Annotated in this window: 21 protein-coding genes and 1 riboswitch; of the genes, 14 read left to right on the top strand and 7 right to left on the bottom strand. The window is 36.7% G+C overall.

Annotated elements, in window-relative coordinates:
• Nucleotides 1-5 precede the first annotated feature (5 nt).
• The 4 genes from BBI01_RS20020 to BBI01_RS20035 form a co-directional block, all read right to left on the bottom strand.
• Nucleotides 6-206 (bottom strand): cbb3-type cytochrome oxidase subunit 3, encoded by a 201-nt coding sequence (locus BBI01_RS20020; RefSeq protein ID WP_027373015.1) that lies wholly within the window; start codon nucleotides 204-206, stop codon nucleotides 6-8.
• A gap of 22 nt (nucleotides 207-228) precedes the next feature.
• Nucleotides 229-2,490 (bottom strand): cytochrome-c oxidase, cbb3-type subunit I, encoded by a 2,262-nt coding sequence (gene ccoN / locus BBI01_RS20025; protein ID WP_065396417.1) that lies wholly within the window; start codon nucleotides 2,488-2,490, stop codon nucleotides 229-231.
• Between the two features lie 21 nt (nucleotides 2,491-2,511).
• Nucleotides 2,512-2,724, bottom strand: coding sequence for a cbb3-type cytochrome oxidase assembly protein CcoS (gene ccoS / locus BBI01_RS20030; protein ID WP_065396418.1), 213 nt, complete (start codon nucleotides 2,722-2,724; stop codon nucleotides 2,512-2,514).
• 109 nt (nucleotides 2,725-2,833) lie between these two features.
• Nucleotides 2,834-5,212: a heavy metal translocating P-type ATPase gene (locus BBI01_RS20035; protein WP_065396419.1), complete on the bottom strand. Its 2,379-nt coding sequence runs from the start codon at nucleotides 5,210-5,212 to the stop codon at nucleotides 2,834-2,836.
• A 90-nt stretch (nucleotides 5,213-5,302) separates the two neighbouring features.
• On the opposite strand from BBI01_RS20035, the gene BBI01_RS20040 reads away from it, so the two are divergent.
• From BBI01_RS20040 to BBI01_RS20095, 12 genes are all read left to right on the top strand, one after another.
• Complete coding sequence (locus tag BBI01_RS20040; RefSeq protein WP_065396420.1) at nucleotides 5,303-6,016, top strand: Crp/Fnr family transcriptional regulator; 714 nt, start codon at nucleotides 5,303-5,305, stop codon at nucleotides 6,014-6,016.
• Nucleotides 6,017-6,080: 64 nt separating this feature from the next.
• Nucleotides 6,081-6,896 carry a 3-methyl-2-oxobutanoate hydroxymethyltransferase gene (gene panB, locus BBI01_RS20045; RefSeq protein ID WP_065396421.1) on the top strand — a complete coding sequence of 272 codons (816 nt, stop codon included), beginning with the start codon at nucleotides 6,081-6,083 and terminating at the stop codon, nucleotides 6,894-6,896.
• A gap of 3 nt (nucleotides 6,897-6,899) precedes the next feature.
• The gene (locus tag BBI01_RS20050; RefSeq protein ID WP_065396422.1) at nucleotides 6,900-7,223 is read left to right on the top strand and encodes a hypothetical protein; all 324 of its coding nucleotides are present in this window, start codon (nucleotides 6,900-6,902) and stop codon (nucleotides 7,221-7,223) included.
• Nucleotides 7,224-7,231: 8 nt separating this feature from the next.
• Nucleotides 7,232-7,912: an RluA family pseudouridine synthase gene (locus BBI01_RS20055; RefSeq protein ID WP_065396423.1), complete on the top strand. Its 681-nt coding sequence runs from the start codon at nucleotides 7,232-7,234 to the stop codon at nucleotides 7,910-7,912.
• 86 nt (nucleotides 7,913-7,998) lie between these two features.
• Nucleotides 7,999-8,094: riboswitch (TPP riboswitch) on the top strand.
• 57 nt (nucleotides 8,095-8,151) lie between these two features.
• Complete coding sequence (gene thiS / locus BBI01_RS20060; RefSeq protein ID WP_065396424.1) at nucleotides 8,152-8,358, top strand: sulfur carrier protein ThiS; 207 nt, start codon at nucleotides 8,152-8,154, stop codon at nucleotides 8,356-8,358.
• Between the two features lie 23 nt (nucleotides 8,359-8,381).
• Nucleotides 8,382-10,193, top strand: coding sequence for a phosphomethylpyrimidine synthase ThiC (gene thiC, locus BBI01_RS20065; RefSeq protein WP_065396425.1), 1,812 nt, complete (start codon nucleotides 8,382-8,384; stop codon nucleotides 10,191-10,193).
• Nucleotides 10,190-10,780 (top strand): thiamine phosphate synthase, encoded by a 591-nt coding sequence (locus tag BBI01_RS20070; protein ID WP_065396426.1) that lies wholly within the window; start codon nucleotides 10,190-10,192, stop codon nucleotides 10,778-10,780. Before thiC ends, BBI01_RS20070 begins: the two co-directional genes overlap by 4 nt.
• On the top strand, nucleotides 10,753-11,493 hold the full coding sequence (locus BBI01_RS20075) for a hydroxymethylpyrimidine/phosphomethylpyrimidine kinase (protein WP_065396427.1): 741 nt from the start codon (nucleotides 10,753-10,755) through the stop codon (nucleotides 11,491-11,493). Before BBI01_RS20070 ends, BBI01_RS20075 begins: the two co-directional genes overlap by 28 nt.
• 5 nt (nucleotides 11,494-11,498) lie before the next feature.
• Nucleotides 11,499-12,119: a thiamine phosphate synthase gene (locus BBI01_RS20080; RefSeq protein ID WP_065396428.1), complete on the top strand. Its 621-nt coding sequence runs from the start codon at nucleotides 11,499-11,501 to the stop codon at nucleotides 12,117-12,119.
• On the top strand, nucleotides 12,112-12,888 hold the full coding sequence (locus BBI01_RS20085; RefSeq protein WP_065396429.1) for a thiazole synthase: 777 nt from the start codon (nucleotides 12,112-12,114) through the stop codon (nucleotides 12,886-12,888). Before BBI01_RS20080 ends, BBI01_RS20085 begins: the two co-directional genes overlap by 8 nt.
• Before the next feature lie 11 nt (nucleotides 12,889-12,899).
• Nucleotides 12,900-14,018, top strand: coding sequence for a 2-iminoacetate synthase ThiH (thiH, locus tag BBI01_RS20090; protein ID WP_065396430.1), 1,119 nt, complete (start codon nucleotides 12,900-12,902; stop codon nucleotides 14,016-14,018).
• A gap of 15 nt (nucleotides 14,019-14,033) precedes the next feature.
• Nucleotides 14,034-14,741 carry a HesA/MoeB/ThiF family protein gene (locus BBI01_RS20095; protein WP_065396431.1) on the top strand — a complete coding sequence of 236 codons (708 nt, stop codon included), beginning with the start codon at nucleotides 14,034-14,036 and terminating at the stop codon, nucleotides 14,739-14,741.
• A 177-nt stretch (nucleotides 14,742-14,918) separates the two neighbouring features.
• Here BBI01_RS20095 and BBI01_RS20100 read toward each other — a convergent pair whose 3' ends face one another.
• The 3 genes from BBI01_RS20100 to BBI01_RS20110 all read right to left on the bottom strand — a co-directional run bounded on the left by BBI01_RS20100 (nucleotide 14,919) and on the right by BBI01_RS20110 (nucleotide 22,918).
• Complete coding sequence (locus BBI01_RS20100) at nucleotides 14,919-17,159, bottom strand: outer membrane beta-barrel protein (RefSeq protein ID WP_065396432.1); 2,241 nt, start codon at nucleotides 17,157-17,159, stop codon at nucleotides 14,919-14,921.
• 391 nt (nucleotides 17,160-17,550) lie between these two features.
• Entirely contained in the window at nucleotides 17,551-19,818 is a 2,268-nt protein-coding gene (locus BBI01_RS20105) for an aconitate hydratase (RefSeq protein ID WP_065396433.1), read from the bottom strand.
• Between the two features lie 316 nt (nucleotides 19,819-20,134).
• Nucleotides 20,135-22,918, bottom strand: a complete 2,784-nt coding sequence (locus BBI01_RS20110) for a bifunctional aconitate hydratase 2/2-methylisocitrate dehydratase (RefSeq protein ID WP_065396434.1) — start codon at nucleotides 22,916-22,918, stop codon at nucleotides 20,135-20,137.
• A gap of 303 nt (nucleotides 22,919-23,221) precedes the next feature.
• Here BBI01_RS20110 and BBI01_RS20115 point away from each other — a divergent pair, with 303 nt between their 5' ends.
• Together BBI01_RS20115 and BBI01_RS20120 are read left to right on the top strand one after the other, a co-directional pair.
• Nucleotides 23,222-23,992: a WG repeat-containing protein gene (locus tag BBI01_RS20115; RefSeq protein WP_065396514.1), complete on the top strand. Its 771-nt coding sequence runs from the start codon at nucleotides 23,222-23,224 to the stop codon at nucleotides 23,990-23,992.
• 324 nt (nucleotides 23,993-24,316) lie between these two features.
• Nucleotides 24,317-26,434: a TonB-dependent receptor gene (locus tag BBI01_RS20120; RefSeq protein ID WP_065396515.1), complete on the top strand. Its 2,118-nt coding sequence runs from the start codon at nucleotides 24,317-24,319 to the stop codon at nucleotides 26,432-26,434.
• The last annotated feature ends 178 nt before the right edge of the window (nucleotides 26,435-26,612 follow it).

Consider the following 26,612-nt stretch of genomic DNA (forward strand, 5'->3'; position numbering starts at 1 on the left):
ATAGTTTAATTTTTTAAATTAAAATCGTCATCTTCATCATCCCCAAGTGGTGCTTCTTCTTCTTCTTTGTAATATTTTTTAGGCTTGCTAAAAACATAGATTATCAAAGCTACGAAGAACAACATAAAGAAAATCAGAGCCAGTGTCTGGTAGAAACCAGCATTTTCTGTATTGGATAATATATCTTTAAAGTTCTGAGGAATCATATTATGAGCCTTTTAATGTTTTTTAGTTATTACTTGCTGTTTTAATTTCAGTTGTTTTGATATCTGTTCCTAATCTCTGAAGATAAGAAATAAGAGCTACGATTTCTTTTTTCTCTAATTCTCCCTGAGGTCTCTTAGCATACGCTTCTTTCAAGTCATTTGCTTCAGAGAAGATATCTTTTACAATTTTAGCCGATTGGTTGTTTGCCCATTTGTCTGCAGAGTCAATTTCAGCTTTTGTATAAGGTACATCAAATGTATTCTTCATTAGCTTCATTTTATCTACCATTTTAGATCTGTCTAAGTCATTAGCGATCAACCAAGGGTAACGAGGCATGATAGAACCGGCAGATGTAGATCTTGGGTTATACATGTGCTTGTAGTGCCAAGAACTTGGGTTTTTACCTCCTTCTCTATGTAAATCCGGTCCTGTTCTCTTAGAACCCCATAGGAATGGTCTGTCATAAACGAACTCTCCTGCTTTAGAATACTGTCCGTTTTTACCGTTGAATCTTGTAATCTCATCTCTGAATGGTCTGATCATCTGAGAGTGACAAGCATTACATCCTTCACGGATATAGATATCTCTACCTTCTAGTTCAAGCGGAGAATAAGGCTTCACTGCTGAAATGGTAGGTACACTTTTCTTAAGGGATAGAGTAGGAATGATTTCAACCATACTTCCGATTGAGATGGTAAATAATGATAATACTGTTAAAAGCATTGGCATTCTTTCCAACCAAAGGTGGAATCCTTCTCCTTCTTTACGTTTGTTTCCGATATTTGCTAAAGCAGGTGCTTCTGCAGGAACTTCTTTCTGGAATGAACCTTTTCTTACCGTAGCAATTACGTTAACGATCATTAGGATAGCTCCTGAAATATAGAATAACCCTCCTAAGAATCTCATTTTAAAGTAAGGAATAATCGCAGTTACAGTATCCAACCAGTTTTTCCATAATAATGTTCCGTCCGGGTTGAATTGTTTCCACATTAAACCTTGTGTGAATCCTGAAATATACATTGGTACTGCATAGAAAATGATTCCTAAAGTACCTAACCAGAAATGCCAGTTAGCTAATTTTACAGACCAAATTTTTGTTCTCCACATAATTGGTACCAAGTAATAGATAACCCCGAATGCCATGAAACCATTCCATCCAAGAGCTCCTAAGTGTACGTGACCGATAACCCAGTCTGTAAAGTGACCAATTTTGTTGATGTTTTTAGTTGCTAAAAGCGGTCCTTCAAACGTTGCCATACCATAACAAGTAACAGCTACTACGAAGAACTTAAGGATAGGATTTTCTCTTACTTTATCCCAAGCTCCTCTTAAGGTAAGAAGACCATTTAACATACCTCCCCAAGACGGTGCGATAAGCATGATAGAGAAACCTGTTCCTACTGCCTGTGCCCATGCTGGAAGAGCTGTATACTGAAGGTGGTGAGGACCAGCCCAAATATATACGAAGATCAGTGACCAAAAGTGAATAATAGACAGTTTATATGAGAATACTGGTCTGTCTGCTGCTTTTGGTAAGAAATAATACATTAAACCTAGAACCGGAGTTGTCAATACGAATGCAACCGCATTGTGACCATACCACCATTGTACGATAGCATCTTTTGCACCTGCATATGCAGAATAAGACTTCCAGCCAGAGAATGATAATGGAACCTCAAGGTTGTTGAAGATGTGAAGCATTGCTACTGCAACCCAAGTACCTAAATAGAACCAAATGGCAACATAAAGGTGTCTCACTCTTCTCTTCGAAATAGTCATAATCATGTTTACCCCGAAAATGATCCAAGAGATAGCAATCAAAATATCAATTGGCCATTCGTGCTCAGCATATTCTTTAGAAGTATTAATACCCATAAAGAAGGTAATGAACGTAGCAACGATCATAAACTGCCAAGTCCAGAAGTGGATCCAAGATAATGTATCACTATACATTCTTGTTTTCAATAATCTTTGCGTAGAGTAATACACTCCTACATAAACGATATTACACACGAACGCGAAGATCACGGTATTTGTGTGTAGCATTCTGATTCTACCAAAACCGAATGCACCATGAGTGTTTATTAAACCTTGAATATTACCCGATGCCAAACTATTAATGGTTGTGTCATCCGTTCCGAAAAAGAACTCTGGTAATTCAGGGTAGAAAAGCATTAATGCCGCCGTAAGCCCAAACGTAAATCCTATGAAACCAAAGATAATGGTTGCATAGAGGAACGCACGGACAATACTGTTGTCATAACTAAACTTTTGTGTTTCCATATCAACTATTCACTATTTTTCTCAATTTTTATTATTTTCTCCTATTTCTTTTTCGTCTTTATCTTTGTCGCCATTTTCATCTTTTTCTTTCACTCGTTCGTCATCGAAAAGGATTCTGACAGCAGGAGACTCATCATCTTCAAACTGCCCTTTTTTGGCATACACTATAAATACGACCAGGAAGATCGCAGCTAAAGAAACACTGCAGACGATCATTAAATATAGAATATCCATTGGACAACAAAATTAACCTATTTTCGGGGTTCAAATTTAGTGAAAAATAATGACATTCATCACGAAATGCCGATTTCAGCTAATTTAAAATCAGTCTAAATAAGGGCGTTTAAGCCTGTTTTTTGAAGTATTTGCGACCCAGTATCCATGTTGAAACTGTAGTGAAGGTAACAACGGTAATAGAACTTACTGGCATGATGATTGCCGCGAAAAGCGGATGCATATGTCCTGTAACAGCGTAACTTAACCCGACAATATTATAAAGAAAACTGATTATAAATGTCATTTTCACAATCGTGATTGAACCTTTACAAACGTTCAGATAATCATCAAGAGTAACTACTTTTTCTCCATTCATAATGACATCAGAAGATGGTGTAAAACTGTTCGTATCATCAGCAATAGCTATTCCTACATTGCTCTGTTTTAATGCTCCGGCATCGTTCAGCCCATCACCCAGCATAGCTACTTTCATATCCTGATCCTGAAGATTTTTGATATAATTAAGCTTGTCTTCCGGGCTTTGGTTGAAAGCCATTCCTTTGTAGTTTGGAATAAGCTCTTTAAGCTGAGTTTCTTCAGAAGAATTATCCCCACTTAAGATGAATATTTTGTAGTTCGTTAGCTTTTGGAATAAATCTTTAAGCTTTGGTCGGTATTCGTTTTTGAAAATAAATTTACCTAAGAATTCATCATTTCTACTGATGTATACAGCTGTTTCTAAATTCTTTGGCTCCTGATTATTGTAACGGGCAGATCCGATTTTATAAACATTTCCTCTTACACTTGCTACATACCCTTTTCCTGAAATCTCCTGGAAATTTTCAACCGGGAAATAATCGTCATTCACTTCAATGAAGTCATAAAGTGACTTTGAGAGCGGGTGATTTGAATTCTTTAGTAAGCTTTTAATATTCAGTAAATCAAACTCCTGGATTGTATTGCCGTCATACTTGATGTTGGCTTTCTTTCTGTGAGTTATCGTTCCTGTTTTGTCAAAAACAATGGTATCCAGTTTTGCAATTTTTTCAATCGTTAAAGTGTCTTTAACATAGAATTTATTTCGACCTAAAATCCTCATAATGTGACCGAAAGTAAACGGTGCAGACAACGCAAGTGCACATGGGCAGGCAATAATCAGAATCGCTGAAATGACCTGGAACATTTTCTCAAGATCGATGAAAGCCCAATAAATTCCTGAGATTAAAGCGATGCCTAAAATAATGAATGTGAAATATTTACTAATGTTATTCGTCAGTGTGTCAAGACCTGTTTCGTGCTTTTTGAAAGCTTCCTTATTCCAAAGCTGAGTAAGGTAACTTTGATCCACATCTTTAATAACTTCAAGTTCTAAAGATGACCCTACCTGCTTACCACCAGCGAATATTTTATCCCCAGGTTGTTTGCTGATGCTTTCACTTTCTCCGGTAATGAAACTGTTGTCTATATTTCCTTCTCCATTGATAAGAATAGCATCTACCGGAATGATTTCCTGGTTTCTAACTAAAATTCTGTCACCAACTTTTATCTCAGAAAGAAGAATGTTTTCCTGCTTTCCGTCAAAATCAACCTTTGTTACAGCAATTGGATAGAAAGATTTATAATCTCTGTCATACGAAAGTGCGCTGTAGGTTCTTTTCTGGAAAAGTTTTCCCATCAGCATGAAGAATAAAAGTCCACAAAGAGTATCAAAATATCCTGGACCGTAGTCAGTCGCTACTTCATAAACACTTCTTCCGAAAAGGACAAAGATTCCCAATACGATTGGAACATCAATGTTGACAATTTTATTTTTTAATCCGTACCAAGCGGATTTATAGTAATCTGATGCGGAGTAAAATACAACCGGACATGCCAGCAAGAACATCAAGACTCTGAAAAGTCCTTTATAATGTTCCATCCAATAATCTTCACCCCCTACATATTCCGGGAAGGCAAGGAACATTCCGTTTCCAAAAGCGAAACCTGCAATAGCAAATTTTACAAGAAGAGATTTATCGAGATGATCTACGTTTTTTTCAGCAGTTTCAAGACTGATGACAGGTTTATATCCCAGATTAGTTAAAAAATTAGCTAGTTCGCTTAATTTTAAATCATTATGATTGAATGAAACCTGTAAGGTCTTTCTCGTAAAGTTAACCTGTGAATATTTAATGTAGTCATTCAGGGTATGAAGGCTCTCCAATAACCAAATACACGAAGAACAATGAATTACAGGGATTTTGAATGTGACAAGACTGGTATTTCCTTCAGAGAAATCAGTGACTTTTTCAAAGATTTCCGGGGTGTCAAGATAATCGAACTGGGTGGAACTTTCATCACCGGGACGAATTCCGGCACCCTTATTTAGTTCATAGAAATTACTTAAATTATTTATGTTCAGAATTTCATAAACAGATTTACATCCGTTGCAACAGAAAGTCTTTTCATCAAACAAAATTCTCTCTTTTTCTATACCTTGACCACAATGAAAACAGTTCTCGCTCACCTCCCTAAAATATTGAACTACAAAATTATAACAATTTTTTTTGTTTATCGAGTTAAAAAGTTCTATTTTTGTGATAAATATCATATAAACATGCCGCAGGAACAACAGATAGCAATTGAAGAGAGGTTCGCCAGAGTTTTTAATGATAAATCATTTAAGGAAAGACTTTCTAGCGCAGATTTTGAAAAATATATTAACGGTAAAAAAAGATTGAGTTTTCAGAAACACGATACTATTTTCGAGGATGGAGAAACCCCGAAAGGAGTTTTTGTTATTGAAAAAGGAGCCGCTAAACTTTCAAAATCCGGAGCTTTTGGAAAAGATCAGATTTTAAGATTTATCAAAGAGGGGGATATCATCGGCTATCGTTCTTTGCTTTGTGGAGAAAACTTCCAAGCAAAAGCTGAAGCTATGACGGATATTGAGTGTGTTTTCTTACCAGCAGATATTTTCATGTATCTTTTGGAAGTAGACCCACAGTTATCTTTCGTAATGCTTCAAAAAATTTCATACGAATTAGGAGAATCTTCCAATACGATTACATTCCTTGCTCAGAAAACAGTGAGAGAAAGACTTGCGGAAATACTACTGCTTTTGGAACAGAAGCTGGGAGTAGATCCTGAAGGTTTTATCAAAATCTCTTTAACCAGAGAAGAAATTGCAAACATTATCGGTACTGCTACAGAAAGTGCCATTCGTCTGATCTCCGAATTCAAACAGGATAGCCTGATTGAAGTTGACGGAAGAAATATCAAAATTCTGAATCACGACAAACTCATGAAACTCGGTCACGTAGTTTTATAAAAATCATACAAAACTTAAGTCGGCTCAGTGCCGACTTTTTAACTTTTAAAAAATAGATAATATTATGTCTGTTCACTCTGAAATTAAAAAAGTTACAACTGAAACCTTGCGTAAAATGAAATTCGACAAGGAAAAAATAACAATGCTTACTGCCTACGATTTTACCACTGCAAAAATGGTAGATGCAGGTGGAGTAGATGCTATTTTGATTGGAGACTCTGCGGCAAATGTAATGGCTGGTTTTGAAACTACGCTGCCTATTACTTTAGACCAAATGATCTACCATGCTCAAAGCGTGGTAAGAGGAACTGACAGGGCATTGGTAGTAGCGGACCTTCCTTTCGGAACTTATCAGAGTAATCCTGAAAAAGCATTGGAATCTGCTGTAAGAATGATGAAGGAAGGAGGAGCTCATGCCGTAAAGATTGAAGGCGGAAAAGAAATCTCAAAATCCATTAAGAAAATCATCAATGCCGGAATTCCTGTAATGGGACACTTGGGATTGACACCACAATCGATTTATAAATTTGGAACCTATAAAGTAAGAGCAAAAGAAGAAGCAGAAGCTGAAAAACTAATTGCAGATGCCCAGCTTTTAGAAGAATTAGGATGTTTTTCTGTTGTTTTGGAGAAAATTCCAGCAGATTTAGCTAAAAAAGTGACTGAAAGTATCTCTATTCCTACTATTGGTATCGGAGCTGGCGCAGACTGTGACGGTCAGGTGCTTGTATATCATGATATGGTAGGGATGAACAAAGGTTTCAGTCCAAAATTCTTAAGAAGATATCTTGATCTTTATACTGAAATTACAGGAGCCGTTTCTCAATATGTAAAAGATGTAAAGAACGTAGATTTTCCAAACCAAAACGAAAGTTATTAATTCATGCAGAACCAACAACAATCTATCCAGGGAATTTTATCTATTGCAGCATTAGTTTGCTTAGCTATTGGCTGGTTTAATTTATTTTCTCCGGATATCAATCATTTACTTTCCAGAAAGGTATTCTATGTTTTAATAGGGGCAAGCTTCTTTATTCAGGCGCCGTTACTTACTAATAAAAATTTCATGTATGCAATGTATGCAGCGGCAGGAATTTGTGTAGTAGGAGCATTTTTACCGGATTCATCAAATCTTTCGGCACTTAAAACAATTGGTCTTTTGGCAGGGATTATTCTTTCAATGTCCAATAGAAGCAGAAACAGGTAGTCTGAGAAATTATGAAGGAGCAGATTGTATATGAGGATAACCATCTTCTGGTGATCAATAAAAAAGTCGGACAGCTTGTACAGGGTGACAAGACCGGCGATGAATCACTTTTAGAATCAATAAAGAATTTTATAAAAATAAGAGATGCTAAGCCAGGGAATGTTTTCCTTGGCTTGGTTCATCGTATAGACCGTCCTACTTCAGGGTTGGTGATCTATGCAAAAACTTCTAAAGCGCTTTCCCGTCTTACTCAAATGGTAAAGAACCGTGAGGTAAAGAAAACCTATTGGGCAGTTGTGGGAAAAGAAATGATTCCACAGACTCAGAGGCTGGTTCATTATTTAAAGAAAAACGAGAAGAATAATAAAGCTATTGTTTTCCCGAAAGCTACGGAAGGAGCAAAAGAGGCAATTCTTACTTATCATGTGATAAAAACGCTGGACAACTATCTGCTTCTTGAGGTTGATCTTGAAACCGGAAGACATCATCAGATTCGTGCTCAGTTATCCAAAACAGGGGTTCCGATTAAAGGAGATCTTAAATATGGGGCTCCGCGCTCTAATCCGGATGGAGGAATAAATCTTCATGCAAGAAAACTACAATTTATTCATCCTGTTACCAAAGAAGAAATTGAAATTATAGCTCCTGTTCCGCAGAACGATGCGATCTGGAGAGCTTGTGAAGACTAAAAATAGAAATCCTACTCATTGTTGAGTAGGATTTTTTGTTTCTGCAAATTTGATTTTGCCCATTCTCAAAAAATACCTAACTTCGTCCCACACTTTAGGGGTGTCTGTTTTTACAGACTGAGACTTTACCCTTTGAACCTGATCTGGATTATACCAGCGTAGGGAAAAGTAGATGACTTTTGCTGTACATTCTATTGTACAATAATAGCCATTCCTAAAGTATATTTAAATCATTAGGAATGGAACTTATAATCAACCACACCCGAAAAACATTCGATGTACTTCCTGAAAATCTGGAAGCATTATTGGCTATGGAATTACCCGGAAAAAAGAAAGGTATTGCCGTAGCACTCAACAATCGTATCGTCCCGCTATCTGCCTGGGCGGAAACATCCCTTAACAACAACGATTCAGTTTTAATCATTACCGCCACTCAAGGTGGTTAATTCTCATACTTAATACCAATATTATGGCTCATTCAATTACATGTTCGCCATTTCCGAACTCAAAGAAAATTTATGTTGAAGGAAAAATTCATCCTATCAATGTAGCAATGCGTGAAATAAAGCTTAGTCCTACAAAGCTTACCAACGGAAATTTTGAAGAAAACGCTCCGGTCACTATTTACGACACTTCTGGTCCTTATACTGATGAAAATGCAGTGATCGATATCCAAAAAGGACTTCCAAGAATAAGAGAACAATGGATTCTGGACAGAAAAGATGTTAATATTCTTGACGGAATTACCTCAGAATACGGACAAGCACGTTTAGCAGATCCTAAACTTGATGAATTACGTTTCTCCTACGATCATAAACCGAAAGTAGCACAGGAAGGAAAAGAACTTACCCAGCTTTATTACGCAAAACAGGGAATCATTACCCCTGAAATGGAATATGTTGCCATCAGAGAAAATCAAAGAATTGAGCAACTTAATTCTGTTCCGAAAGAGATGGCTTGCCAGCATATCGGGAATAGTTTTGGTGCCAATACTCCGAAAAGTAAAATTACTCCGGAATTTGTAAGAGACGAAATTGCAGCCGGAAGAGCGATTATACCGAATAACATTAATCACCCTGAAAGTGAGCCAATGATTATCGGAAGAAACTTTTTAGTGAAAATCAATGCAAACATCGGAAATAGTGCCGTTTCATCAAGTATTGATGAAGAAGTAGAAAAAGCAGTATGGGCTTGTAGATGGGGAGCAGACACTATTATGGATCTTTCAACAGGAAAGAATATTCATGAAACAAGAGAATGGATCATTAGAAACAGTCCGGTTCCTATTGGTACTGTTCCTATTTATCAGGCACTGGAAAAAGTAAAAGGAGTGCCGGAGGATCTTACTTGGGAAGTCTTTAAAGATACTCTGATAGAGCAGGCAGAACAGGGAGTTTCCTATTTCACGATTCATGCTGGAGTTTTATTGAGATACATTCATCTGACAGCAAACAGAGTGACAGGAATTGTTTCCAGAGGGGGATCTATTATGGCAAAATGGTGCCTTTATCATCACAAAGAAAACTTTTTATATACTCATTTTGAGGAGATTTGCGAGATCATGAAGCAATATGATGTGGCTTTCTCTTTAGGTGACGGTTTACGTCCCGGCTCTATTGCAGATGCCAATGATGCAGCTCAGTTTGCAGAGTTGGAAACCTTAGGTGAACTGACAAAAATCGCATGGAAACATAATGTACAGGTGATGATTGAAGGTCCAGGTCACGTTCCAATGCATATGATTAAAGAAAATATGGAGAAGCAATTGGAAGTGTGTGACGAAGCCCCATTTTATACCTTAGGTCCTTTGACGACTGATATTGCACCAGGTTATGACCATATTACTTCAGGAATCGGGGCAGCAATGATCGGCTGGTTCGGATGTGCAATGCTTTGCTATGTAACGCCGAAAGAACATTTGGGACTCCCGAATAAAGATGATGTAAAAGTGGGAGTAATTACCTATAAACTAGCAGCTCATGCCGCAGATTTAGCAAAAGGACATCCGGGAGCACAGTACCGAGATAATGCATTAAGTAAAGCAAGGTTTGAATTCAGATGGGAAGATCAGTTTAATCTTTCGTTAGATCCAGATACTGCAAGAGCTTATCATGATGAAACGCTTCCTGCTGACGGAGCTAAAATTGCCCATTTCTGTTCAATGTGCGGACCGAAATTCTGCTCAATGAAGATCACCCAGGAAATCCGTGAATCTGCAGAACAGGGAATGTTTGATAAGTCACAGGAATTTATTGAAAAAGGAAAGGAAATTTATATATGATACTCGTTATCACTCCTGAAACAATAATTCCAAATGAATCGGAAACCATTAATGAGATGTTTCATGAAGGTCTGGATTTACTTCACATCAGAAAACCCTGGATCAATGAGGACGAAATGATTGGTTTTATCAACTGTATTGATGAGATTTTTCATCCTCAATTGGTAATGCACAGCCATCATGATCTTGGGAAACAATATGGGGTTTCAAGATTCCACTTTAGGGAAGAGGATCGTAAACAGGAGAAATATCAACCTTTTATAAACAAAAGTATAATTTCTACTTCTGTGCATGATATTCAAAGCTTTAATATTTTGGAAAAAAAATGGGAATATGCCTTTATAAGCCCATTCTTTCCAAGTATTTCCAAAAAAGGATATGGTGTTGATTCAACAGTGAAGGAAAGTTTAAAAGAACGAAATAATCCGAATGTGAAGCTGATTGCTTTAGGAGGAATTGATGAAAACCATATTCAAGAGGTATTTGATCTTGGAGCAGATGGAGTGGCTTTGTTAGGTGCAATTTGGGAGAGTGATAAACCATTAAATGTTTTTAAAAAATGCAGAAAGAACGTCCTTTTGTCATAAGTATTGCAGGTTTTGATCCGAGTGGAGGTGCCGGATTACTTTCGGATATCAAAACCTTGGAACAGATTAGAGTAATGGGATTTGGGATATGTACTGCACTTACTTTGCAGACTGCCTCTCAATGTTTTAGTTTAGAATGGCGACCAATTGATGAAATCACAAGGGAAATTAAAGTATTAATGAATCATTATCCTGTTTCCGCAGTGAAAATAGGAATTGTAAAAGATGCTGAATTCTTGGAAAGAATTATTGATACAGTTAAGGCTTGTAATAATGAAACCCAAATCGTTTGGGATCCTGTTTTGAAAAGTACATCAGAATTCACTTTTTTCAATCTTGAAACACTTCCTCTATTGAAAAGTAGCTTTGATAAAATAAATCTTATCACTCCTAACTATAATGAATACTTGGTTTTAAAAGATGGTAGTCTTTTGTCAGGTGAAAATCTATGTTCGATTCTGATCAAAGGCGGGCACAGAGAAGATCGTTTAGGAACGGATGTTTTAGTTGAAGGAGAAAAAGAAACATATCTGGCTCCAGCTGACGGGGATTTTGTTTACTACCCCAAACACGGTTCAGGATGCGTCCTTTCTTCAGCGATTGCAGGAGAACTTGCCAAAGGAGTAAATATGGAGACCGCCTGTAAAAACGGGAAATTATATATTGAAAAATTTTTAAAAAGCAATCCCTCTTTATTGGGAACACATTCATAGAGCCTATGGAAAAATTACAATACATCTCACAGGGAAAGACAATGCAGGAGCAGGAACTCAATATCCGAAAAGCTCTTGATAACGGAGTAAAATGGGTGCAAATTCGTTGGAAAAAAGCGTCGGAAAACGAGTTGATCAGCCTTTGTGAAACTTATAAAAAGCTTTGTTCAGAATACCAGTCGGTTTGTATTATCAACGATAATGTTCAGCTGGCAAAAACTATCGATGCTGATGGAGTTCATCTAGGATTAAATGATGGCTCTATCAAAGAAGCTAGACTTATTTTAGGTGAGAATAAAATTATTGGAGGAACTGCTAATACCATTTCAGACGTTCTTCAGAGAATAGATGAATCCTGTGATTATATTGGTTTAGGACCTTTAAAATTTACCTTTACCAAAGAAGAGCTGAGCCCTATTCTTGGATTTGAAGGATATCAGAAAATTATTAATCATTTACAGGAAAAATCAATAGAGATTCCTAAAATATTTGCCATCGGCGGAGTAGCTCTTGAAGATATTCAGCCTTTACAGGAAGCAGGAATTTATGGAGTGGCAGTGTCGGGGCAAATTACAAACGAACCATCCATCATTAATGAATTTAAAAAAGCAATGATTTATGCATAATCAAAAGTTAATAATAGCAGACAGAACCTTTGAATCAAGATTGTTTTTAGGAACAGGGAAATTCGGAAGCCTTCAGGATATGGCAGCTTCAGTGGTTGCTTCAGAATCCAATATGGTGACAATGGCGTTGAAAAGAATTGATGCCCAGTCAGAAGAAGACGACCTTCTGGATTCATTGAAAGGCACCCATGTGCATCTTTTACCTAATACTTCCGGAGCAAGAACAGCGAAAGAAGCAGTATTGGCAGCACAATTGGCAAGAGAAGCTTTGGAAACCAACTGGGTAAAGCTGGAAATTCATCCAGATCCGAAATATTTACTTCCAGACCCTATTGAAACTTTATACGCTACAGAAGAACTTGCCAAGCTTGGATTTGTAGTGATGCCTTACATTCATGCTGACCCGGTTTTATGTAAACGTCTGGAAGATGCTGGGACAGCTGTAGTAATGCCTTTAGGAGCACCGATTGGCACTAATAAAGGATTAAGAACGTTAGACTTTCTGGAAATTATCATCAGTCAAAGTAATGTGCCTGTAGTGGTAGATGCAGGAATCGGGGCGCCTTCAGATGCAGCCAAAGCTATGGAGATGGGAGCAGATGCCGTTCTTGTCAATACAGCAATTGCAGTTGCCAGAAATCCTGTGAATATGGCTGTTGCTTTTAAAGAAGGAGTAATTGCCGGAAGAAGAGCCTTTGAATCAGGTCTGGGAGCCATTGCTAATCATGCAGAAGCATCAAGTCCGCTAACTTCGTTTTTGTTTGAATAAAAATCATAATAATGAATAGTTTTAAGGAGGTTTTCGAGCTATACCAATGGGATGAAGTAAAATCCAGACTTGAAAAAGTAACCATTTCAGAGGTTCGAAATAGTCTCCAGAGAAAAAATAAAACAATGGATGACTTTCTGAATCTGCTTTCACCGGCTGCTTCACAAGAGCTGGAACTGATGGCTGCTATGACAAGAGCGCTTACCCAGAAACGATTTGGAAAGACCATTCAGCTGTATGCCCCATTGTATTTGAGTAATGAATGTCAAAATATTTGTACTTATTGTGGTTTCAGCCTTGATAATAATCTCAGAAGAAAAACGCTTACCGATTCAGAATTGATGATAGAAACTTCCGTTTTAAAATCTATGGGCGTTAATCATGTTTTACTTGTCAGCGGAGAAGCAAATAAAATAGTAGGAGTCCCTTACTTTCAGAATGCAGTTCGCTTATTAAGATCTCATTTTTCCAATATTTCTATTGAAGTACAGCCTTTGGAAGAAAAAGAATACAGGTTGCTTCATGAAGAGGGGGTACATTCTGTATTGGTCTATCAGGAAACTTATCATCAGGATGTTTATAAAGAATATCACCCAAAAGGTAAAAAATCAAACTTCCATTATCGCCTGGAAACTCCTGACAGAATAGGAAGAGCTGGAATCCACAAAATGGGCTTAGGGGTATTACTTGGATTGGAAGACTGGCGGGTAGATAGCTTTTTCAACGCTCTTCATATTGATTACCTTCAAAAACAGTACTGGAAGAGCAAATTTTCCGTATCATTTCCAAGACTCAGACCGGCAGAAGGAATTATTGAGCCTAACTTTATTATGGAAGATAAAGATCTGTTACAATTGATCTGTGCTTACCGAATTTGGAATGAAGACCTTGAAATCTCAATATCCACAAGAGAAAATGAAACATTCAGGAACCATATCGTTTCACTGGGAGCTACCACAATGAGTGCAGGATCAAAAACCAACCCTGGTGGATATGCTGTGGATAAAGAATCTTTAGAACAATTTGAAACCAGTGATGAGAGAAGTATGGAGGAAATTAAATCTATGATTAAAAAATCAGGATATGATCCGGTGATGAAGGATTGGGATTCTGTTTATAGCGGAGTTTAAATAGTATAGTGCGAAATGCAAGAAGATATTTTTAAAAGATACAGCCGCCAGATCTTTATTGATGAAATAGGTTTAGAAGGGCAACGAAAAATTATGAGTTCCAAAGTACTTGTTATAGGAGCGGGAGGTTTAGGGAGTCCTGTTATTCAATATCTTGCTGCAGCAGGAGTGGGTACTTTAGGTATTGCGGATTTTGATCATGTGGAACTTCACAATCTCAATCGCCAGATTATTCATGATGAAAATAGAGTAGGAGAACTGAAAGTAAAAAGCGCAGAAACTTTCGTTAAAAATCTTAATCATCAGGTTAAAGTAATCAGTATTGAACAAAAAATTGATGCCTCTAATGCTTCGAAAATACTTTCCCAGTATGATATTGTTGTAGATGGATCAGATAACTTCACAACACGATATTTGGTGAATGATACCTGTGTAGAATTGAAAAAAACGCTGGTTTATGGAAGTATCTTAGGTTTTTCCGGACAAGTTGCTGTTTTCAATCATAAAGGAAGTAAAAACCTTAGGGATCTTTTTCCTGAACCTCCTTTTGATGAAGATGCACCAGATTGTGACAGTTTGGGAGTTCTTGGAGCTTTACCGGGAATGATCGGAAGTATGATGACGCTTCAAACTTTGAAAATTATTGCAGATCTTCCTGTAAATCTCAATCAGTTGACATTGATTGATACACTGAATTGGAGATTTCAAACTTTAGAATTCTAAATTGGATTAGATTTTTGTTTCTCGCAGATTTTGCAGATCTTAATATGGATGTATTATAACTCTATGAAGGAGAAATCTGCGTTATCAGCTAAATCAGCGTGAAATAAAATCAGGCAAAATAAAAATGAGGCAGTAATAGTATCACTGCCTCATTTTCGGTTATTAATCATTTAAAATCTATTGTCCTTGCTGCATTACTCCGCCGTTATCTTCTTTTTTAGTTTGATTCAGAATATTAGCATCCTCTTTAGCCAATTTGTTTCTTGTCGGAATTTTATAATTGATAGAAATTCCGAAGTTTCTTGAATCGTATTTCGTTCTAATCATTACATTTTCTCCTGATGGTGGATTGGAACGTACCTGCATAATCTGACCATTAAAGATATCATTCGCAAAAACAGAAACTGTAAGACGATTGTTCATAAACTTTTTCGTCAGGGTAATATCTAAGTTATTGCTAAATGGTTTCTCCGCAGTGAAGTAAAAATACCCTGCTTTTGGTGTCAGATAGCTGTAATTTGCTGTCAGTTTAATGTCTTTTGGAAGAATCAACTGGGTCATCAGGTTAAGAATCCAGAATCCTTTATTGTTGAGGTTGTCAATCTCATGTTTCTGATATCCTGCATAAATGTACATGAAATTCATTTTGTCAGGATTGAAATTCGATTTCATAATCTCACCTATAGACTTGGTAAAAATCTGAAACGGAACAGGAAGTCCAATATTGAAATTGTGAATTTTCATATTAGAGATATTAATCTGCTCATTGGAAAGATTTCTACCCTCTTTTCTAATGATCTGTGCCACCTGATTGCTGGCTGAGCTTACGCTATACCCGATGAATGCATAATCAAAAGCCGAAATTTTCAACTCATAGTTATCAAAAATAGTGGGTTGAAGATTGGCATTACCTGTAATTTGAGTATTCGGACCTCCAAATGTGGTATTATTCGGGTTTAAGGCAGAAATACTTGGTAAGCTGATCTTTCTGTTGTAGTTCGCAGCTACATATACCTGGTTCATCAGGTTGTACTGTATGCTGGCATTTGGAAAAAATTTAAACTTATCAAACGGTAGCAGGTCAGCCTGAACAAGCTTTCCATCTTTATCAAAATATCTGGTGACTCCTGAAATGTCATAGTTTTCAAAACGTGATCCCAATGTGAAGTCAAACTTTTTCAATTTAGCCTGAAATTCAAGGTACGTGGAGGCTGTCTGTCTTTGATATTCAAGGTTTTTTAATCCTTTATTTTCCGTATCATAATCCTGTCTTTCATACAACCCTCCGGCACTCATTTTTCCTCCATCAAGAAGCTTAATTGGCTGAGAATAATCAATCTTAAGGTTAGCAATTCTCATATCAGAATTATTGCTTAAAATATTTCCTAGCGTTGTTGTTGGCAAACGTTCCTCAGGATTACCAGAAAATGCTTCAAAGGTTTTATCAAAGAATACATTATCTTGCCCGAACTTTGTGTAAGCTTTTGTATACTCAAACTGAAAATCAAGTTTCTGAGATTTGTCAGAAAAACGTTTCTGGTAGGTTACTACAGCTTCTTGTCGTACTGAATTGGTACGGGCAATATCAGAAGATCCAAAAGTATAATTCTTGATATAATAGCCTGCAGGAATATTTCTGTCGATTGTTTTGTCACCTTTACCATCACTTAAAGTATAATTATCATTGTTATTGTGATAAATATCGTAGTTCAGCAATAATCTGTCCTGTCCAAGGTCAAAAGTTACTCCCGCCTTAGCAAAATAAGTACGGGCAAATCGATCCGTATTACCGTTCAATAAATCATCCTGCTGTGTATTCATCATACTTTCACGATAATTTTGTCCCACATTCAATTGCCATCCAAAATATTTATTTCTGGCATTTAAATTCACAGAGTTTGTGGTTCTGCTTCTGTATTTATCGTAATTGGTGAAGGTGTAATTTCCTGAATATGTAGCGCTTAAGTATTTATTGGCGTTTTTATTCGTAATAATATTCATAATGGCACCTCCTGATGTAGCAGGAAATTCTGCTCCGGGCTGTGTAACGACTTCAATTCTTTCTACAGAGTTTGCCGGCATGCTTTCAAGAAAAGAATTCAATTCATTGGAAGTAATGTTTAAGGGTCTTCCGTTAAGGTAAACGTCAAGCATTTTTCCCTGATACATCATCCCAGCAATGTCTGTGGCAAAAAGCCCCGGAAGCTTTTTTATTCCTTCCAGAACGTTTCCGTTATTCAGTTGAGGTTGTTCAGAGAAATCAAAAATCGTACGGTCTGCCTTTTGTTCAACGGCTTTTTTAGTTTTGGTGATTACAATTCCGTCAATTTGTTTTTCATTGGTCGTATTCTTGCCTTTTTCCTGTGAAAATATAAACACAGAGCTTAAAAGCGATAAAGCGAATATAGTTTTTTTCATGATGTTTTTACTACTATCCGGTTAGACGCTAAAAAAGAAACTTTGTTACAGGCACTTAGATAATTTTATTGATTTCAAACTTTATAGGTTTCAAAAACCTATAAGATTTGGAAGTGTCCCAATATTCAGAATCTGCGAGAAATAAAAAATCACGCAGATTTCGGAGATTGAGCAGATTTTTTAGGTTTTGGCTAAAGCCATTGGAATTGTGATTGATCATGAAAGCGGACTAAAGTCCGCCCCTATTGAATTTGATAGCTATATTTAGTAATAAATAAAGTTGCGTTGTAAACTTAAAAATATGAATGGATCATTTTTTAATAATAGTAAAAACAAAAAAGACGGCTTCAATGGAAGCCGTCTTTTCATTAATCGATCTAACAATTAATTCTTATTTTTCTTGTTGTTTAATCAAGTTCAATGCAGAACCAGCCTTGAACCAATCAATTTGTTGGTCATTATAAGTGTGGTTTGCCATGATGATGTCTTTAGTTCCGTCTTTGTGAACGAACTCTAAAGTCAATTGTTTTCCTGGAGCAAATTGGTCAAGATCTAAGAAGTTAACGGTGTCATCTTCCAGGATTTTATCATAATCAGCTTCATTTGCGAAAGTGATTCCAAGCATACCTTGTTTTTTAAGGTTTGTTTCGTGGATTCTGGCAAATGATTTTACCAATACAGCCTTTACACCAAGGTGTCTAGGTTCCATTGCAGCATGTTCTCTTGAAGAACCTTCACCGTAGTTTTGGTCTCCTACAACAATTGTTGGAACACCTGCAGCTTTGTAAGCTCTTTGTACAGCAGGAACTTCACCATATTCACCCGTTAATTCATTTTTAACGTGGTTTGTTTCCATATTATAAGCATTTACAGCTCCGATTAACATGTTGTTGGAGATATTGTCAAGGTGACCTCTGTATTTCAACCATGGTCCAGCCATAGAGATATGGTCAGTAGTACATTTTCCGAAAGCTTTGATCAATACTTTAGCTCCTGTAATATTTTTACCGTCCCAAGCTGGGAATTCTTCTAATAACTGAAGTCTGTCTGAAGTAGGGCTTACGTTTACTACAACGCTGGAACCATCTTCAGAAGGTGCCTGATATCCGTTGTCGTCTACAGCAAATCCTTTTGTAGGAAGTTCATATCCTTTAGGCTCGTCAAGTTTTACTTGTTCACCTGCTTCATTCGTTAAAGTATCAGTAATCGGGTTGAAATCTAATCTACCTGAGATTGCCACAGCAGCTACCATTTCAGGAGAAGCTACAAATGCATGGGTATTTGGGTTCCCGTCAGCTCTTTTCGCAAAGTTTCGGTTGAAAGAGTGAATGATAGAGTTTTTCTCGCCTTTTTCAGCTCCTTCTCTGTCCCATTGCCCGATACAAGGTCCACAAGCATTGGTAAAGATTCTAGCGTTTTCAAATTTTCTGAATGAATCTAAGAAACCGTCTCTTTCCGCTGTGAATTTAACCTGTTCAGAACCTGGATTGATTCCTAAAATTGCTTTAGGTTTTACTCCTTTTGATACGGCATCTTCTACAATAGAAGCCGCTCTTGATAAATCTTCATAAGAAGAGTTGGTACAAGATCCGATCAATGCCCATTCAACTTCTAATGGCCATCCGTTTGCTTCTGCTTTAGCTCTGAATTCAGCAACTGGAGTCGCTAAATCCGGAGTGAAAGGTCCGTTTAAGTGAGGAGTCAACTCAGAAAGGTTGATTTCAATTAATTGGTCGAAATATTGTTCCGGGTTAGCATATACTTCTGCATCCCCAGTTAAGTGTTCTGCAATTTTATCCGCTGCATCTACCACATCCTGTCTTCCTGTAGCAGCCAGGTATCTTCTCATTGAATCATCGTAACCGAAAGTAGAAGTGGTAGCTCCGATTTCAGCACCCATATTACAGATGGTACCTTTACCTGTTGCAGAAAGAGATTCCGCACCTTCACCGAAATATTCTACGATACATCCTGTACCTCCTTTTACGGTAAGAATTCCTGCTACTTTTAAGATGACATCTTTTGCAGATGTCCATCCGTTCATTTTACCGGTTAATTTAACCCCGATAAGTTTTGGCATTTTAAGTTCCCAAGCCATTCCAGCCATTACGTCTACTGCATCAGCTCCACCTACACCGATCGCGACCATTCCTAGCCCGCCAGCGTTTACCGTGTGAGAGTCTGTACCGATCATCATACCTCCAGGGAAAGCATAGTTTTCCAATACAACCTGGTGAATGATCCCTGCTCCTGGCTTCCAGAATCCGATTCCGTATTTATCACATACAGAACTTAGGAAGTTGAACACTTCAGAGTTTTTGTTGATCCCCTCTTGTAAATCTTTATCAGCACCTACTTTCGCCTGAATCAGGTGATCTGCGTGAGCTGTTGAAGGAACAGCTACTTTCGCTTTTCCAGCTTGCATAAACTGTAAAAGAGCCATTTGTGCTGTTGCATCCTGCATAGCAACTCTGTCCGGTGCAAAATCTACATAAGAGTTTCCTCTTTCATATGCTTGTGTAGCATTTCCTTCCCAAAGGTGGGTGTAAAGAATTTTTTCTGAAAGGGTAAGAGGTTTTCCCACAATTTGTCTTGCCGCAGCAATTCTTTCTGGATAGCGCTCATACACTTTTTTGATCATATCAATATCAAAAGTCATATCGTATTTAGTTTTGTTCTTTTTCCGTTATTATTCCTTTCTCTGATATTATAAAAGAGAAAAATCATTTTTTATATATCAAAAAATGTTCCTATAATCTATAAATAGGGCAATTTTGATTCTAAAATCAAGAGATTTTATAACTTTCAATTTAAGAAAAAATAGATTCTATTTTCTTTATTTTCTCAGAAAAAAATCGTATTTAAAGTAAAATAGAACGATTCTAAACAAAAAATGGAAGATTTTAAATCCAAAAGGACTAAAATCTTCCATTGATATAGTTTTCAATAGTCTTATGACTTATTGATCAATGCTATTAGTGAGCACTTGTGCTTGTTAATTCCTTAATAGAAGGAACAAAAGTTGTCAGGTCAATACCTTCTACAGCAGCTTTATATTCTTCAATGCTTGGAATTCTTCCGATGATAGCAGAAAGAACAACAACCGGAGTTGAAGCTAATAAAGACTCTCCTTTTTTACGTTCAGAATCTTCAACTACTCTTCCTTGGAATAGACGAGTAGAAGTCGCTAAAACAGTATCTCCTTTTGCTGCTTTTTCCTGGTTACCCATACAAAGGTTACATCCTGGACGCTCAAGGTACATTACGTTTTCATATTGTGTACGAGCTTCACCTTTTGGAGCATTGTCATTAAATTCAAAACCTGAGTATTTTTCTAATAATTCCCAGTCACCTTCAGCTTTTAACTCGTCAATGATATTATAAGTAGGAGCCGCTACAACTAATGGTGCGCTGAATTCTACTTTACCATTTTGTTTTTCAAGGTTTTTCAACATCTGAGAAACGATCTTAAGGTCTCCTTTGTGAACCATACAAGATCCTACGAAACCAAGGTCTACTTTTTTCTCACCACCATAGTAAGAAAGATCTCTGATGGTATCGTGAGTATATCTCTTAGAAACATCATCATTGTTTACATCCGGATCAGCAATCATAGGTTCTACGATTACGTCAAGATCTACAACAACTTCAGCATAATATTTAGCGTTAGCATCTGGAGTAAGAGCTGGTTTTTCACCTGATCTGATTTCCTCAATTCTCTTATTTGCTTTATTAATTAATCCTTGAAGAACTTTGTTATGGTTATCCATTCCTTTATCGATCATGATCTGGATTCTGCCTTTAGCAATTTCCAATGATTCGATTAGGGTGTTGTCTTCCGAAATGTTGATAGACGCTTTAGCCTTCATTTCAGCAGTCCAGTCTGTAAACGTGAATGCCTGGTCAGCAGGAAGTGTTCCGATGTGAACCTCAATGATTCTTCCCTGGAATACGTTTTCTCCTCCGAATTGCTTCAACATCTGAGCCTGAGTAGCATGTACTACATCACGGAAATCCATGTGAGGCTTCATTTCACCTTTGAAGGTTACTTTTACAGATTCTGGGATTGGCATTGAAGCTTCACCAGTAGCTAATGCAAGAGCAACAGTTCCAGAGTCAGCCCCGAAGGCAACTCCTTTAGACATTCTTGTGTGAGAGTCACCTCCAATGATGATCGCCCACTCGTCTACAGTGATATCGTTAAGAACTTTGTGAATAACGTCAGTCATTGAGTGGTATTCACCTTTCGGGTCACGTGCAGTGATCAATCCGAAATCGTTCATGAATTTCATTAGCTTAGGAATGTTTGCCTGAGCTTTTTTATCCCAAACTGAAGCGGTGTGACACCCTGATTGGTAAGCACCGTCAACGATTGGAGAAATTACAGTAGCCGCCATGGATTCAAGCTCCTGAGAAGTCATAAGACCTGTCGTGTCCTGAGAACCAACGATGTTTACCTGTACACGAACGTCAGAACCAGCGTGTAATACTTTTCCTGGTGTAGTTCCTACAGCATTTCTGTTAAAGATTTTTTCAACTGCTGTAAGACCTTGCCCTTCGTGAGAAATTTCTTTTGATGGAGCAAAAACTACAGGAGCTTCAACCCCTAAAGTCTGAGCTGCAAATGTCTGTAATTTCTTACCGAATACGATTGCATAAGATCCTCCAGCTTTGATGAACTCCATCTTTTGTGGTGTGAAAGACTTTGTAAGGTCAATCAGTTCCTGATCTCCGTTATATAATTTCTTTTCTTTTGTATTAATAGTTAAAACAGTTCCTGTAGCTACTGAGTAAGCTTCTTCAAGAACGATATCACCATTTTCGTTACGAACAGGGTTTCCGTTTTCGTCTACTTTCTTCACCCAGTTCTTAAGGTCAACACCAATACCTCCGGTAACATCAACTGTAGTAAGGAAAATTGGAGAAATACCGTTTGTTCCTCCTACGATTGGAGCAATGTTTACGAATGGTACATATGGGCTAGCTTGTTTACCTGTCCATAGAGCTACGTTGTTTACCCCTGACATTCTGGATGAACCTACACCCATTGTTCCTTTTTCAGCGATAAGCATAACGCTTGCATCAGGATGTTGCGCTTGTAGCGCTTTGATTTCTTCCTGTGCCTGAGGAGTGATCATACATTTTCCATGAAGTTCACGGTCTGATCTTGAGTGTGCTTGATTACCCGGAGAAAGTAAATCTGTTGAAATATCTCCTTCACCAGCGATGAAAGTAACCACTTTGATTTCTTCTGCAACTTCAGGAAGTTGAGTGAAGAACTCAGCCTTCGCGTAGCTTTCTAAGATTTCTTTTGCGATCTCATTACCACTGCTGTATGCTTCTTTTAAACGGGTAGTATCTGCTTCGTAAAGGAAAACCTGAGTTTTAAGAACTTCTGCAGCTTGTTTAGCAATGTCAGCATCGTTACCTAAAGCCAGATCTAATAATACTTCGATTGATTTACCTCCTTTCATGTGAGATAATAATTCGAAAGCAAATGCAGGAGAAATTTCTTCTACTACGGATTCACCTAAAATGATCTCCTTTAAAAATTTAGCTTTTACGCTTGCTGCGCTTGTTGTTCCCGGTAAGGTGTTATAAATGAAAAATTTAAGAGAGTCTGCTCTGTCTGCATTATCTGAATCTTTAATCTGTGCAATAATTTCACTTAATAATTCAGCACCATCAATCGGCTTTGGATGAAGCCCCTGGTTTTTTCTTTCTTCAATCTCTTTGATGTAATCCTTATAAATATTCATAATAGAAGTCTTTCACTTTCAGAGTAGATGTATACAACAGTTGTGAAAGCTGTCATTTCTCCTTTACCGATCCAATTTAATAACAATTTGAGTACTTGCATTTTGGAATGCAATATGCACCAGCCAAAGAGAGTATAGTCTACGTCTTTCTTTTAAAGTTTTTAAAATTATTTACTAATTCAAATTGTCCCCCAAAATTACGAATTTTTAATTTTTTAACAGAATGAATTTATTTAGATTCTTTATAAATATGAATTTTATAATATCTATTTTTGGTCGTATTTTTGCAAACAAATGATGAATATGAAAAATGTCCTGAATGTTTTGTTCGTTTTTATTTCGATTTCCGTTTTTTCACAGACAAAATCTGTTAAGAAAACCGGAGTAAAAAACACTATGAAGACCTCGGTGAAAAAAGGAAATATGGTAACTAAACCTAATCCCGATCTTGTGGTTTTGAACAAAGATCTACCCTTGTTGATTCCTAAAAAGAAAGGTGATAAGTTCGGGTATATTAACCAAAACGGGAAATTCATTATTCAACCTGAATATCATATTGCTGTATTTTTTTACGAAGATTGTAATCTGCTGAACTCTCCCAACGAAAAAGTTAGGAAATTTGGAACAGGAGATTATGCTACTGTAGAAAAAGACATGATTTCCTATCGAGTAGATCAGTCCGGAAAAAGAGTTTATCAGTTTAAGGATGCCGATCTTGGGAAGTGTAAGTTTGCAGAATACAAACATCAGTTATTTCAAGCTTATATTCTGAATGGTTTCTATGGAATTATTGAAAAAGCAACCTTTGTGAATGCGGCAGACTACAGACAGTATCAGATTTATCCGCAATATCAATATCTCTACATTATGGAGGGAGATGATGTTGCGAATCCGATGATTGTGGCTTCCAATAATGATAAATTCGGAGTTATTGATGTTAATAATAAAATCATTATTCCTTTTGAATATGCAAACATCAAAAGAAACTTCAGCTGGAAGCTGGGAAAGATGTTTGAAGTAAGTAAAGACGGTAAAAACTACTATTATATTGACGCAAATAATAAAACATACTAAACGGTAATTGATGATTACTCATTACTCATGAAAATTTTATAACTCCAATTTTTTCATATAACAAAACCTTCCTATAAAAGCTTTTCTTATCGTCTCGTAACCAAATACCTCGCATCCCAAACCCCGTATCCCAAAAACATCACCATCTCATATATTTTTTGTAATTTCGCGGCTGAAATAAAGGGGTGCTTTAACAGGCTGAGATTATACCCACTGAACCTGGAACAGGTAATGCTGTTTAGGGACGTAGGCTCTATTGTGAGTTGAATTTGTATAATATCTTATCGATCCCCTTTTATTCATTAAATGTTAAAGATTTATAGAATGAAAGGATTATTTTTTTTAGGGCTAAGCGTAGCCTCCGTAGCTTTTATCCAGGCTCAGAATAAAGATTCTCTGAAGATCAGAGAAATAGAAGCTGTTAACTTTACTAAAAGACTTCCCGTTGCAAAGGAAATTATTAATGTTCAGAAAGACTTGGACAGTAGAAACTTAGGGCAGGATCTTCCTATTCTTTTAAAAAATCAAACTTCAATTATTTCTACATCAGATGCAGGAAATGGGGTAGGATATACCGGCTTTAGAATTCGTGGAGTATCTGGATCGGCAATCAATGTAATGATGAACGGAGTTCCTTACAATGACTCTGAGAGCCAAGGTACTTTTTTTGTGAATGTTCCTGATTTAACGAGTTCTGCTTCACAGATTGTTATTCAAAGAGGGGTGGGAACTTCTAACAATGGAGTTTCTGCATTTGGTGCAAGTATCAATGTCATTTCAAAAGAACCTGAAGAGAAATTTTACTTCAAAACAGATGATAGTTATGGGTCTTTTAATACTTATAAATATTCAGCAGAAGTAGGTTCAGGAAAATTCTGGAAAAACCGTCTTTCTGTAATGGGAAGGTATACGCGCATTCATTCTGATGGGTATATAGACAGAGCTTTTTCAGATTTACATTCTTACAATTTTACGGCTTTATTTGAAGAAGGAAATACTAAAATCCGTGTAATGGCTTTTGGAGGAAAGGAAAAAACTTACCAAGCATGGAACGGAATCAGTAAAGAAATGCTGGAAACAAATCCTAAATTCAATGCTTCAGGAGCAATTTATGATGCAGATTATAAAAATGTTATAGGCTTCTATGATAATGAGACGGATAATTACAGACAGAATCATTATCAGTTACTTTGGGAACAGAAGTTTACAGATCGCTGGAACCTTGAAACAACTTTTCATTACACAAAAGGAAGAGGATATTATGACAATTACAAACAAGGTTATGCTTTTTCAAAATATAATTTACCCAATATTATAGAAGGCGGAGAAACCATTAAATATTCAGATTTTATCAGAAAAAAAATGTTGAATAACGACTTTTATGGAGTAGTTTCAACACTTTATGGGAAGTTTGAAAATCTTGATTTGAATTTTGGAGCTGTAGCGAACCAATATTATGGAAGACACTACGGAAATGTTACCGGGGTATTTTTTCCGCAGATCGATGAAAGCGAGTACTACAGAAATCGTTCTGTAAAAAATGAAGTTTCTGGTTTTGCAAAGGCTTTATTCAGATTGGATAATTTTGAATTCTTCGGAGATTTACAGCTTAGAAGTATTAATTACGATACTAAAATCATTATGGCTGGAGATAAGGAAGGAGCGAATCTTGATAAAAATTGGTTGTTCTTTAATCCAAAAGCAGGGGTGAACTATAAAATCAATGGTGGAAAAGTATTTCTATCCTACGCGCATGCTCATCGTGAACCGAACAGAGAAGATTTGATGGCAAACAATGATGTTAAACCTGAGAAATTACACGATTTTGAAGCAGGTTTAGAAAAACAGTTTGGCTTTTTATCTTTAACGGCTAACCTTTATTATATGTATTATGTTAATCAGTTGGTTTTAAATGGAGAGCTGAATAATGTAGGAGCATTTATCCGAACAAACTCTGGGAAAAGCTACAGAAGAGGTATTGAAGTAGGTGCTTTGGCAAAACTTTCAAAACAATGGGAAGTTTCCGGAAATGTAAGCTTAAGCCAGAATAGGAATCAGGATTTTAATATTCAGGGGGCAGATGTTCCGGTAAGCCTAGGAAATACACAGATTTCATTCTCACCAAATGTAATTGCTAATTTGGGAATAAAATTCAATCCAACTCAAAACTTCCAGTTTGCATTGACAAATCAGTATGTTGGAAAGCAATATATGGATAACACAGAAGATCAAAACTTAAAGCTTAATGATTATTTCCTGGCAGATTTTAACGCACAATATCAATTTAAAATCGGGAACAATGACATTGCATTGAAATTATTGGTGAATAATCTTTTCAATAGGAAATATGTCAATAACGGATCTGTTTATGAGGGGAGTCCTTCTTATTTTGCACAGGCAGGAACGAACTTTATGTTTGGAATAAGCTGGAAAATACAGTAGTAATGCTCAAATAGAAGATATTTGAATTTATAAATGTTATTTTACTTTTGAGCAGTTTTGTCCTTTTTAACAATTCTTCAACTTAAAAAAGAAGTTTAAATAACCGTATACCTATTTTAATACGGAATACTTAAGAGACTGTTTCGGCAGTCTCTTTTTATATAAGTTAAATATCTTC

The sequence above is a fragment of the Chryseobacterium artocarpi genome (assembly GCF_001684975.1).
In the GTDB taxonomy this organism is placed as follows: domain Bacteria; phylum Bacteroidota; class Bacteroidia; order Flavobacteriales; family Weeksellaceae; genus Chryseobacterium; species Chryseobacterium artocarpi.